The organism is Geodermatophilus sp. SYSU D00779 (assembly GCF_054050595.1).
In genome coordinates, this window is record NZ_JBJGZQ010000056.1 from 1 (window position 1) to 11,588 (window position 11,588).

The 11,588-nt window shown below is 76.3% G+C and carries 10 protein-coding genes; 5 read left to right on the forward strand and 5 right to left on the reverse strand.

Translation table 11 applies throughout. From position 1 onward, the window contains the following. Positions 1-119 precede the first annotated feature (119 nt). Positions 120-392, reverse strand: a complete 273-nt coding sequence (locus tag ACI79G_RS24535; RefSeq protein ID WP_456883647.1) for a hypothetical protein — start codon at positions 390-392, stop codon at positions 120-122. Between the two features lie 241 nt (positions 393-633). Continuing rightward, the gene (locus ACI79G_RS24540; RefSeq protein ID WP_456883648.1) at positions 634-1,698 is read right to left on the reverse strand and encodes a site-specific integrase; all 1,065 of its coding nucleotides are present in this window, start codon (positions 1,696-1,698) and stop codon (positions 634-636) included. Between the two features lie 115 nt (positions 1,699-1,813). Here ACI79G_RS24540 and ACI79G_RS24545 point away from each other — a divergent pair, with 115 nt between their 5' ends. After that, on the forward strand, positions 1,814-2,929 hold the full coding sequence (locus ACI79G_RS24545) for a hypothetical protein (RefSeq protein ID WP_456883649.1): 1,116 nt from the start codon (positions 1,814-1,816) through the stop codon (positions 2,927-2,929). A gap of 18 nt (positions 2,930-2,947) precedes the next feature. On the opposite strand, the gene ACI79G_RS24550 is transcribed toward ACI79G_RS24545, so the two are convergent. After that, a complete protein-coding gene (locus ACI79G_RS24550) occupies positions 2,948-3,997 on the reverse strand; it encodes a PD-(D/E)XK nuclease family protein (protein ID WP_456883650.1) in 1,050 nt (349 codons plus the stop codon). 67 nt (positions 3,998-4,064) lie between these two features. Further along, positions 4,065-5,525, reverse strand: coding sequence for a hypothetical protein (locus tag ACI79G_RS24555; protein ID WP_456883651.1), 1,461 nt, complete (start codon positions 5,523-5,525; stop codon positions 4,065-4,067). Positions 5,526-5,860: 335 nt separating this feature from the next. Between ACI79G_RS24555 and ACI79G_RS24560 the strand changes: the two genes are divergently transcribed. Further along, entirely contained in the window at positions 5,861-6,424 is a 564-nt protein-coding gene (locus tag ACI79G_RS24560; protein WP_456883652.1) for a hypothetical protein, read from the forward strand. A 73-nt stretch (positions 6,425-6,497) separates the two neighbouring features. Here ACI79G_RS24560 and recD2 read toward each other — a convergent pair whose 3' ends face one another. After that, positions 6,498-8,732, reverse strand: a complete 2,235-nt coding sequence (gene recD2 / locus ACI79G_RS24565; RefSeq protein WP_456883653.1) for an SF1B family DNA helicase RecD2 — start codon at positions 8,730-8,732, stop codon at positions 6,498-6,500. Between the two features lie 174 nt (positions 8,733-8,906). Here recD2 and ACI79G_RS24570 point away from each other — a divergent pair, with 174 nt between their 5' ends. The 3 genes from ACI79G_RS24570 (at position 8,907) to ACI79G_RS24580 (ending at position 11,365) form a co-directional block, all read left to right on the forward strand. After that, positions 8,907-9,419: a single-stranded DNA-binding protein gene (locus ACI79G_RS24570; protein WP_456883654.1), complete on the forward strand. Its 513-nt coding sequence runs from the start codon at positions 8,907-8,909 to the stop codon at positions 9,417-9,419. 553 nt (positions 9,420-9,972) lie between these two features. After that, positions 9,973-10,449, forward strand: coding sequence for a DoxX family protein (locus tag ACI79G_RS24575; protein ID WP_456883655.1), 477 nt, complete (start codon positions 9,973-9,975; stop codon positions 10,447-10,449). 322 nt (positions 10,450-10,771) lie between these two features. Then, a complete protein-coding gene (locus tag ACI79G_RS24580) occupies positions 10,772-11,365 on the forward strand; it encodes a DJ-1/PfpI family protein (protein WP_456883656.1) in 594 nt (197 codons plus the stop codon). The last annotated feature ends 223 nt before the right edge of the window (positions 11,366-11,588 follow it).

Below are 11,588 nucleotides of genomic sequence, written 5' to 3' on the forward strand. Positions count from 1 at the left end.
GCCCGCGGTCGGCGACCGCGGGCCCTCCGCGTCGATGAGCCCTCAGCCCCGCGCCCGAGCCTCCCCACGAGGCCGCGCGGGCGCCGGCCGGCCCAGGGGGCCGCGACGGGCGTCCCGCGTCACGCCACCACCCGCGCCGGCGTGTGCGCTCCCGGCTCCGGCTCGGCGACGACCCAGGCCGTGCGCCCGTGGAGCGGCGGGGTCTTGGTGCCGTCGGTGAACCACACGACGACACCCCCGTGGGCCCTGCAGCGCGAGCGCACCACCCGGACCCGACCTCCCTGCCTGGTCCTGGTCGGCCGGACCAGGGGCAGGCCGAAGTCCGTGCCGACCACGTCGGTGGTCAGGACCGGCTCCCCGGCGGGCAGGTGGGACGTCGAGACGGTGGTCATCAGGGCCTCCTGGGGATCGAGCCGACCGGCCCACCGGCCTCGGATGGTGCTCCCCCGGCGGTGCAGCCGGCCGCAGCCGGTCGAACGCGTGTTCGATTATGCGCCCCGGGTGCGACGGATGCCATCCCCTCCGCTGGACGCGCGCTGCCCCGCCGGCGCGCTGCGTGCCGACCGCGTCGGCCTGGAACCCCCGACCCGTGGCGCCGCGCCTCCGTCCTGCGGACCGCCCGGTCCCGGGCGCTCAGAGACCGAGCCGAGCCGATGCCGGGTCTGCCCATCGACTGCTGGCGTCGTATCCCCGCATGGTGGTCACCGAGGCCCACCTGCCCGTCCGGGCCAGCTCCCGCTCGCTGACACCGGCCTTGTACCCCTCGGTCGCGAACGACCGGCGCAGGCTGTGCGGGCTCAGCCCGTCCAGGGGGACGCCGGCCCGCTCGGCGGCACGGCGCAGGACCAGCCGCACCGACGACCTGGCCATCCGCGTCCGGCCGATCCGGGGACGGGTGCCTCGCCCCACGCTGCGGAACAGCGGCCCCGAGCTCCCGGCGAGGCCGGCCGCCTCGACCCAGGCCTGCAGGGCGCGCACCGGGCAGGTCCGTGCCCGCACCCCCGGCGCCAGTGCCAGCACCTCGCCGGAGCCCTCCTGATCGGTCTTCGACCACCGGATGGTGACGTCGAGGCCACCGTGCCCGGCCGGGGCCAGGTCGGTCACGTCCAGCCCGCAGACGTCCGACGCCCGGAGCGCGAGGGCGAACGAGGTGAGGATGAGGGCCCGGTCGCGGACGCCGGCCACCCCGGTCGGGAGGTCCTCGACGAGTGCGCGGATCGTCTGGGTGTCCAGCGCCCGGGCCTTCCTCGGACGACGGCCGTCGCGGGCCGCCGTGCGCCGGATGCCGCGGAGGACCTCCCGGGTGCCGGGGTGCTCGGAGGGACTGGGGTGCCCGGCCTCCCGGTGCGCGTGCCCGATGCCGGACAGCCGCCGGGCGATGGTGCGCGGGCTCGCCCCGGCGTCGCTGAGCGCCGCGAGGTAGGCCGCCACCGCGGCATCGGCCGCGGGCAGCGGGGGGAAGCCGCGCTGCCGCGCCCAGGCCGACCAGGCGCGGAAGTCCGCGTCGTAGGCCTTCCTCGTGGACTCGGCCTTGGCCGCGGTGAGGTAGCGCCCGACCGACTCGACGTCCCCGGGGAGCACCAGGCCGCCGTCGGCGGCTCCGGCCACGGCGAGGGCGCCGGCTCCGGTCGTCCCGGTCACGTCGCCCGCGACGGGCTCTCCGAGAGGTGTCCCGGCCATCTGCGGTTCGGACTCCATAACAGTGGATTATGGAGTGCTGGGGTCGGGGTCGGGCGTACCCGACCCGATGCCTCGGTCGTTCGTTCGTCTGCAGCAATTGGCCGGGACGGACGACCGGCCCCAGACTGGGGTCGTGACGGCGGTCCCGGCCACGTGCGCCTATCCGGGGTGCGAGCGCCCCGTGGCCCCGCCCCCGCCGACCGGCGGTCGCTCGTCCTACTGCTCGCGCCCGGACCACAACCGCACGACCGCCTTCGCCGCCCGCCGGGCGGAGGCGGCCGGACGGGCGTCGACGGCTCCGGAGGCACCCGCCGCCCTGCAGCCGGGAACGCGTCCCGCCGAGGCGCTGACCGAGGTCGCCGACCGGCTCCGCTCCACCCTGGGCGCGATCGAGGAACAGGTGGGCCGTGCCCGCGAGGTGCTGACCAGGGCCGCCGACGCGGAGCTGCTCGAGGTGGAGCGGGCGGCCGTCCGCACCGACGCACGCCGGGAGATCGCCGAGGCCGAGCAGCGCGCGTCCCTCGCCGACCGGGTGCGGGCGGTCGCCGAGAAGGCGACGCGGGAGGCCCTCGAGGTCGCGGCCAGGGCCGAGGCCGACGCCGCCGTCGCCCGGGAGGCAGCGGCCGCGGCCCAGGACGAGGCGGCCGCTGCCGGGGAGGCGGCCGAGGCCGCGCACGCGCGAGCGCAGCAGGCGCGTGCCGACGCGGACGCGGCAGGAGCGGCCGCGAGCGCGGCGGAGGCCGGGCGGCGGGACGCCGAGCGGCAGCGGGACGCGGCCGTCCGTGACGCCGAGTCGGCCCGCGGTGAGGCAGCGCGGGCCGAGGAGGCACGGGAACGCGCGCTCGCCGACGCCGCGGCGGCACAGGAGCGGGCGACCGCCGCGGAGGCGGCGCGGGACCGCGCCCTGGATGCCGAACGCGCGGCCCGGGCGGAGACCGGACGCGCACGGGCCGACGCGGCGCAGGCGGTCAGCCGCGCCGAGCAGGCGGAGGCGGCCGCCCGGCTGGAGACCACCGCCGCGGAGGGCCGCGTCCAGGCGGCGGAGGCCCGGGCCGAGGCCGCGACGGAGCAGGCGAGAGCGCAGGAGGCCCGCGCCGAGCGTGCCGAGCGCCGTGCCGAGGAGAGCCGACGGGACCGCCTGCGGGCCGAGGAGGCGCGCGACCGCGCGGTCGCCGACGCGGCGACGGCACGGGCCCAGCCGGGAGCGGCGGCCCACCCGCCCGAGGCCGGGAGCGGAGCAGGGAGCTAGGCCGGCACGGCCCGGCGCTCAGTCCCGCCGGGTGCCGCTGCGGGTGACCCGGATCGTCTGCGGGCTGCGAGTCCTCCGCGTGGGCAGGACCTCACCGAGCTCGACGAGCCGCTCGACCGCGGCGTCCTTGTCCACCTGCGTGCGCAGGCCACCGCCGGACCACTCGCAGTACAGGTCGTCCGCCGGCCCGGACCGGCCCCGCAGCCGTTCCCGCGCGTACTCCTTGTGCCGCCGGGCCTCGTTCTCGGCCGCCCGCCAGGCGTCGTAGTCGTGGACGGCCTCGACGTAGTCCTCGTCGGTCACCGTCAGTCGGGACTGCCGCGAGACCTCGCCCTCGGTCTCCGGGTCCACCGGCGGGCCCCAGCACAGGTCGAGGAAGGGGCACCAGTCGCACATGGTGTCCACGCCGGGTCCGAACCCGTCGCGGGGGACGGCGTCGACGCCCTCGTCCTCCACGGCGGCGTAGACGTCGGTGAGCCACATGATGGCCTCGGCGGTCAGCGCCGGGTCGTGGTCGGCCTCGAAGACGACGTCCTCGCCCGAGTCGCGGGACAGGTAGCGGATGCGCAGTCCGTCGACGTCCTGCCCGTCGCCGGCCGGCAACCGGCGGTCGGCGGTCTGCCCGGTCCGCAGCAGCCAGGCGTAGACGGCGACCTGGAACCAGTGCCGGACCGGGACCCCCCGGGTGAGGACCCGCTCGAAGCCGAACCGGGACGTCGTCTTGAGGTCCTCCACGACCGGCGCGTGCCACCAGTCGCAGCGGCCCCGGACCTGCTCGCCCTTGAGGCCGACCTCGGTGAGCCCGCCGTACTGGCGGCGCAGGGCGCGCAGCACCCCGCGGTGCAGCTCGGTGCCCATGAAGGCCTGCAGGCCGCTGCGGGTGTTGGTGGGGCGGCGGCGGGCGATGCGGTAGGCCGCCCGGCGGCGGCACTCGCCGAGCTCCGAGGCGCCGATCATCCGCTGGCGGGAGCGGGCCCGGCGGCTGTCGAGGTCGCGGACAGCGGCGGCCAGGCTCGGGGCGGCCCGGCGCTCGGCGGCGCTGGGCCGGGCGGGCAGGACGGCGGTCATCGCGTCTCCCTGGGGTCGGGGGTGCCGGAGCGGGGCCGGGGGGCCGGCCCCGCTCCGACGGTGCGGCTCAGGCGACGTCCGTGCGGTCGTCACCCGCGGCCCGCTGCGTGGCGATGACGTCGCGCACGAGTGCGGTCAGGCGCCGGGTGGCCACCTGCTCGGCGGGCCGGCCGAAGCGGGCGGCGATCTGCTCCTCGGTCACGCCCAGGGCCTCCAGGCTGGCCAGCACGCCACGGCGGGCGGCGTTGAGCCGGCGCTCCCCCGGGTCGTCCGGGGTCGGCGAGGGCTCGAGCAGCGGGTTCGCCGGCGCCTCCTCCCGGCCGGTGGCCGGCCGGGAGGCCGCGGCGGCGGCCCGGGCGGACTCCACCACCGCGGCGGGCGTCTCGGGGGCGGGCGTCTGGCCGGCGGCCGAGGCCCTGCGGCGCCCGGCGGGGTGGGACCCCATCGACGCCTCGAGGAACTCCTCGTGCCGGGCCTGGATCAGCTCGGCGACGGTGTACGAGCCGCTGGGGGTCGGGACGTCGACCTGCAGCATGCCGCTGCGGTTGGCCTCGGCCCACACCTCGCGCAGCTCGTCGTCGTTCCCGGCGTCGCCGATCCGCGCGACCAGGTCGGCGGCGTCGGGCTCGCGCCGTCCGCCCGCCCGGGCACCCTGCCGACCGGCCGGGGCCTCCTCGGTCCGCTCGTGCTCGAGCAGCCCGCCGCCGTGGAAGGACACGAGGTCGCGGACGTGCGCGGTGCCCGGATCGCACTTCAGGGCGTCGAACACCAGCCACTCCAGCAGCCGGCCGTCCGCCTTCTTGTCGGTGACCTCCTTGGCCGGGTCGTCGTTGGGCTTGATGCCGACGTGCACGCTGCGCGCGCCGACGATCAGCGGTCGGCGCCCGCGGCGCAGCCGCACCCACACGCTGGCCGCGTAGGGGAACTCGCGGTGGGTCTGCACCGACCACGTCTTCTGCCCCTCGATGGGCCGGCCGTTGGCGTCGACCTCGGTGACCTCCTTGCCGCGGGCGGTCACGACGACGATGCCGGGGAAGGTGAGCAGCTCGGTCTGCAGCTTGCGCCAGCGCGCGCCGGCGTCGTTCCACAGGTTCTGGCTGATGGTGATCTCGGCGTTGGGGTCGCGCTTGAGCAGCTCGCGGTTGCGGGCCGACCTCGCGGCGCGCTCACTCGCCCAGTCCTTCAGGCCGTCCCAGATGGCCGAGCCGGTGTCGATGCCGACGACCACCGGCGGCTCGCCGGCGTCCGCGGCGCGGCGAGCCTCCGCCTTGACCGCCTGGACGGCGGCCAGCACCTGCGCGTAGGAGCCGTCGTGCTCGACGAGCTGGTACTTCGCGCCGGGGATCGCGCCGTACTCGTCACCGGCGCCCTCGTTGAGGTCGATCCAGTACAGCGTGCCGATCTTGTCCGAGGCGCTGAACTGGGCCAGCGCCCACGACTTCCCGGCCTTCTCCTCGCCCTCCAGGAGGATGCACGGCCACGGCACGCGGCCGGTGGGCTTGCGGGTCTTGAGGCCAGAGACGGCCATGGTGAACTCCTCGTCGACATGGGGAAGATGTCGACCCGGAAGCTATGGGTGGGTACTGACACATCCATCCGCCGATCGCGCAAGCACATCCGGCCCCCCGTGTCGAACTCGCAGGTCAGCACGGCACAGGAACTCGGATCGGCGTGTCGGCCGTTCGCTGTCGGCGTAACCGGCGCCCGTCGCGGCCGTACCCGGACCAGCTCTCGCCGGCCGACCGGACCAGGGCGATCGCGGCAGCCACGGCAGAGCCCCATGGACCGGCGGTGACGGGCGTCCTGCGGGGAGGCGGCGCGGCTCGCTGACCCCGGGACCGGGCAGCACTAGCGTTCGGCGGCGTGAGCGGCTTCTCCCACGGCGGTCCGGGTGGCGACGCGGTGGACGCCGTCTCACTGCGAGGCGCGACGCCCTACGACCTGTGGCAGTGGAGCCAGGAGACGTCGCAGCGCCTCGGGGAGGTGTACGAGCGGGTCCTCGACGCCGGCACCGCGCAGGCGTGCCGGGCCGCCGCACCCGAGTTCCTGCGGCTGACGCGACGCCTGCTGGCGCTGCGGCTGACCGTGGTGGCCGCCGACCGGCGGCTGGCGTTCGAGCAGCGGGTGCCGCCGGCCGACGGCGTCGCGGTGGCAGCACTGTGGGCGGAGGTGTTCTGGGCAGCGCGGGCCGGGTCGCCGGATGACGACTCCGGTGTGCTGGAGGAGGCGGACGCGTCCATCCGCGACCTGCTGGGCTCGTCCACGGCCGAGCTGACCGACCTGCCCGCCGTGACGGCCTGGTGGGAGCGGCTGCAGCAGGTGGAGCAGACCCTCGACGGCCTGGAGATGCAGGCACAGGTGGCGCTCGAGGCTCGCCAGGAGCGGTACGAACACCAGCTGGAGGAGCGTCGGCTGAACACGCCGTGACGCCCTCCCCCGCTCGGTTCCGGGTGCTCCACGGCTGGGACCGCCGCGAGGCGGACCGGCGGGTGGTGCCGCGTCACGCCGCAGGGACGACGGAGGGCGCTCTGCCGCGGAGACGGCGCGCGAGGGCGGTGTGCCGGCGTCCGGAGCCGGTGGCGCGCACGGCCTGACCGAGGGCCCGGGGCGAGCCGACGAGGACGACGAGCTGCTTGGCGCGGGTGACGGCGGTGTAGAGCAGGTTGCGCTGCAGCATCATCCAGGCGCTGGTGGTCAGCGGGACGACGACGCACGGGTACTCGCTGCCCTGGGAGCGGTGGACCGTGACGGCGTAGGCGTGCACCAGCTCGTCGAGCTCGCTGAAGTCGTAGTCGATCGCCTCGTCCTCGTCGGTGACGACGCTGAGCTTCTGGTCGACGACGTCGATGGCGGTGACGACGCCCTGGGTGCCGTTGAAGACCCCGTTGGCGCCCTTGTCGTAGTCGTTGCGGATCTGGGTGACCTTGTCCCCGACGCGGAACACCCGCCCGCCGAAGCGCTTCTCGGCCCGGTCGGGGTGCGCCGGGGTGAGCGCCTCCTGCAGCAGCTCGTTGAGCGCGGCGGCGCCGGCCGGCCCGCGGTGCACCGGGGTCAGCACCTGGACGTCGCGGCGGGGGTCGAGGCCGAACCGGGCCGGGATCCGGCGCACCACGACGTCCGCGGTGAGCCGGGCGGTCTCCTCGGCGTCGTCGGTGGGGAAGAGGAAGAAGTCGTCGAGGCCGCGGACCTGGGGATGGCTCCCGGCGTTGATCCGGTGCGCGTTGGTGACCACGCCCGACCGGCTGGCCTGGCGGAAGACCTGCGTCAGGCGCACGTGCGGGATGGGGGTGCCGTCGGCGAGCAGGTCGCGCAGCACCTCGCCGGCCCCGACCGAGGGCAGCTGGTCGACGTCGCCGACGAGCAGGAGGTGCGCGCCCGGCGGGACGGCCCGCACCAGCTTGTTGGCCAGCAGCAGGTCCAGCATCGAGGACTCGTCGACGACGACCAGGTCGGCCTGCAGCGGCCGGTCCCGGTCGAAGGCGGCGTCCCCGCCCGGCCGCAGCTCCAGCAGCCGGTGCACGGTCACCGCCTCGACACCGGTCAGCTCGGTCAGCCGCTTCGCGGCCCGGCCGGTCGGCGCGGCCAGCACGACCTTCGCGCCCTTGGCCGCCGCGAGGGTGACGATGGAGCGCACCGTGAAGCTCTTGCCGCAGCCGGGGCCACCGGTGAGGACGGCGACCCTCTCGGTCAGCGCCAGCTGGACCGCGGCCCGCTGCCCGGCGGCGAGCTCCACGCCCGTGCGCCGGTGCAGCCAGGCCAGGGCCGCGTCCCAGTCCACGCTCGCGAAGGCCGCCAGCCGGTCGTCGTCGGCGGTCGCCAGCCTCTTCAGTCCCCCGGCCAGCGAGACCTCCGCCCGGTGGAAGGGGACGAGGTAGTACGCGACCGTCGGCGGCTCGCCGTCCTCGCCCGGGAACTCCTCGCGCATCAGGCCCTCCTCCGCGACCAGCAGGGCCAGGCAGTGCCCCACCAGGTCCGCCGGGACCTGCAGCATCTCGATCGCCCGGGCGACCAGTTCGGTCTCCGGCAGGAAGCAGTGCCCCTGCCCGGTCGCCTCGGAGAGCACGAACTGCAGCCCCGCCTCGACCCGCTGCGTGCTGTCGTGCGGGATGCCCACCGCGGCCGCGATCGTGTCGGCGGTCCGGAACCCGATGCCCCACACCTCGGCGGCCAGGCGGTAGGGCTCGGTGCGGACCACGCCGATCGAGGCGTCGCCGTACTGCCGGAAGATGCGCACGGCCAGCGAGGTGGACACGCCCACCCCCTGCAGGAAGACCATCACCTCCTTGATGGCCCGCTGCTCCTCCCAGGCCGCGGTGATCAGCCGGGTCCGCTTGGGGCCCAGGTTCGGCACCTCGGCCAGGCGCGCGGGTTCCTCCTCGATGACCCGGAGCGCGTCGGTGCCGAAGTGGTCCACGATCCGCTCGGCCAGCCGCGGGCCGATCCCCTTGACCAGGCCCGACCCCAGGTAGCGGCGGATGCCCTGCACCGTGGCCGGCAGCACGGTGGTGTAGTCCTCGACGTGGAACTGCCGGCCGTACTGCGGGTGGGCGCCCCACCGTCCCCGCAGCCGCAGCGTCTCCCCCGGTTGCGCGCCGAGGAGCGACCCCACGACGGTCACCAGGTCGCCGCCCCGCCCGGTGTCCACCCGGGCCACCGTGTAGCCGGTCTGGGGGTTGGCGAAGGTGATCCGCTCCAGCGTCGCCTCCAGGACCGACCCGGTCCGCGCCTCTGCCACCCGCCGTCCCCTCGCTGGTGCTCCGTCCGCCCCCTCGATCGTCACACCGCCCGGGGACGAAATCCGCGGGTCCGCGGGACGGGATCCCGTCGGCGGGCACGGAACTGTCGGTCGGTGCTCGTAGCCTCCGGGCGCTCACCTGAGCGATGCACTGACAACACGGAGGACCGGATCATGGCCGGCGACACTGTCATCACCATCATCGGCAACCTGACCAGCGACCCCGAGCTGCGCTTCACGCCCTCGGGTGCGGCGGTCGCCGACTTCACCATCGCGTCCACCCCGCGCACCCTGGACCGCCAGACGCAGGAGTGGAAGGACGGCGAGGCGCTGTTCCTGCGCTGCAGCTGCTGGCGGCAGATGGCCGAGCACGTCGCGGGATCGCTCACCCGCGGCTCGCGCGTCATGGCACAGGGACGCCTCAAGCAGCGGTCCTTCGAGACCAAGGAGGGCGAGAAGCGCACCGTCGTCGAGCTGGAGGTCGACGAGATCGGCCCGTCCCTGCGCTACGCGACGGCGTCGGTCACCAAGGTGACCCGTTCCGGGGATGGTCCGGGCGGCGGTCCCGGTGGCGGGCTCGGCGCCGGCTCCGGCGGCGGCGACGGTCGCACCGGGGCGGGGCGTGGCGGCTCACCCGACCCCTGGGCCGCGCCGGCGGGCGGGCTCAGCGAGGAGCCGCCCTTCTGAGCCCCACCCCGGGGCCCTGCGGGACGGCCGGTGCCGCACCGGCGTACCCGCGTCCGGAGGCGGGTCGGCGCTCCCGACCCGCCTCCTGCCCGGGTCCGCTGCGGCTGAGCGGCCACGCGCGGATGCGGCCGGTGATGGCGGGCGCGGTGCTGCTGCGCCGGGAGGAGCGCACCGGCGGCCGCCGGGCTGCTCGGTCGTGACCGCAAGCGCCGAGGGACGACCCGTCACACGGCAGGGGTCCCCGTCCGTCCCGGCCGGCTCCGCATCTGGGCGTCGCCCACCCACCGCCCGCACCGATCGGCTGGACCGGTGGTGATGAGTTCCCCCGTCCCTCGGAGTCATACAGGCGACCCCGGCTCCACCGACCTGGTGAGCCGGCGGGCGACCGCCCGGGAGGCCCGACACCCGGAAGGGGGTCCCCTGCCCACCGCACCCAGCCACCGCCCACGCACCGTGCCCGAGCCCCGCTGACCGCCTGCCGCCACTCCCCCGTGCCGGCCGTCGGGGGGCTGCTCCAGGGACACACGCACGAGCACCACGGAGGACCACGACCATGACCACCGTCGACCGCACCGCGCTCACCCGGCACACCGGCCTCGTCCAGACCACCCGCGACCTCGTCCTCCTCGCCGCGCGGGTCGGCCTCGGCGTGCTCATGGTGGCGCACGCCAAGCTCGAGTACGACTTCGGCGGCAGCCTCGCCGGGGTGGGGCGGCTCTTCGCCGAGGCCGGCGTCCCCCTGCCCGCCGTCACCGGGCCGGCCAACGTGCTGTTCGAACTCGTCGGCGGGATCGCGATGGTCCTCGGCGTCGCGGTCCCCGTCGTCGGCGTGCTGATGGCGCTGAACATGGCCGGCGCCTGGGTGTTCGTGCACACCAGCGGCCTGTACGCCATGGACCACAACGGCCCCGAACTCGTCATCGCGCTGGGCCTGCTCGGCCTCGTGCTGGCCGTGACCGGCTCCGGCCGCTTCGGGTTGGACCCGCTGATCGCCCGGCGCCTCCGTCGGACGCCACGGCGCGCGGCCTGACGCCCCGTCGTCGACAGGACCGGACGGGAACGGGTGCCGGTCGCCGGCTCCGGCGTCCCGCACGGCGCAGCGAGCGGGACCCTCCGGCCGCGCTCGGCCCTCGGTCGGATGTGTCGGTCTGCGGGCCTGGACGGACTCCCGCCGGTGTGACCACGCCGGTATCAGACGGCCGGCACGAAGGCTCCGTACCCCGCTGGCGATGGACCCACCGAGGAGTACGAGTGACGACTGCCGAGGACGGCGCCCTGGTGCACCGGCGGCTCCCCCGCGGCGTGCCGGATCCCGGCCACTGCCGGGCCGGGTCGGGTCGCAGGCGCCGACCATGACCACGACTCCGGGTGCACGCCACATCGGGATCCTGCTGTTCGACGTCATGGAGGAGCTGGACGCCGTCGGCCCCTGGGAGGTGTTCGCCTGGTGGACCCGGCACTTCCCCGCCGACGGCTACACCGCGACGACGTTCTCCTCCGACGGCCGGCCGGTGACGTGCGAGAAGGGCCTCGTGGTGCAGCCCCACCACAGCACCGCCACCGTGCCGCCGCTGGACGTCCTGCTCCACCCCGGCGGGGACGGCACCCAGGCGATGCTCACCGACCGGGCGCACCTCGCCTGGCTGTGCGAGCAGCGCGCGCACGTCCCGCTGGTCACCAGCGTGTGCACGGGATCGACCGTGCTGGCGGCCGCCGGCCTCCTCCGCGGCCGCCCGGCCACCAGCAACCGCGGCGCGCTCGAGCGGCTGCGGTCCATCGACCCCACGATCACCCTCCGGCCGGGTGCACGCTTCGTCGACGACGGCGACGTGATCACCTCCGCCGGCATCTCCGCCGGGATCGACATGGCCCTGCACATCGTCGGGCGCCTGGCCGGCCCCCAGCGGGCACAGCAGGTCCGCGAGGGCATCGAGTACGCGCCCTGATAGCGATCCGCCGGGCGATCCCCCGCCGGGCGGGCGCACCGGCCCGCGGGGCGGGGGGGGGGGGGGGGGGGGGGGGGGGGGGGGGGGGGGGGGGGCGGGGGGGGGGGGCGGGGGGGGGGGGGGGGGGGGGGGGGGGGGGGGGGGGGGGGGGGGGGGGGGGGGGGGGGGGGGGGGGGGGGGGGGGGGGGGGGGGGGGGGGGGGGGGGGGGGGGGGGGGGGGGGG

Coding starts and splice junctions, on each gene's coding strand:
- ACI79G_RS24535 (WP_456883647.1), bottom strand. CDS start 392: ATGACCACCGTCTCGACGTCCCACCTGCCCGCCGGGGAGCCGGTCCTG.
- ACI79G_RS24575 (WP_456883655.1), top strand. CDS start 9,973: ATGACCACCGTCGACCGCACCGCGCTCACCCGGCACACCGGCCTCGTC.
- ACI79G_RS24540 (WP_456883648.1), bottom strand. CDS start 1,698: ATGGAGTCCGAACCGCAGATGGCCGGGACACCTCTCGGAGAGCCCGTC.
- ACI79G_RS24580 (WP_456883656.1), top strand. CDS start 10,772: ATGACCACGACTCCGGGTGCACGCCACATCGGGATCCTGCTGTTCGAC.
- ACI79G_RS24555 (WP_456883651.1), bottom strand. CDS start 5,525: ATGGCCGTCTCTGGCCTCAAGACCCGCAAGCCCACCGGCCGCGTGCCG.
- ACI79G_RS24550 (WP_456883650.1), bottom strand. CDS start 3,997: ATGACCGCCGTCCTGCCCGCCCGGCCCAGCGCCGCCGAGCGCCGGGCC.
- ACI79G_RS24570 (WP_456883654.1), top strand. CDS start 8,907: ATGGCCGGCGACACTGTCATCACCATCATCGGCAACCTGACCAGCGAC.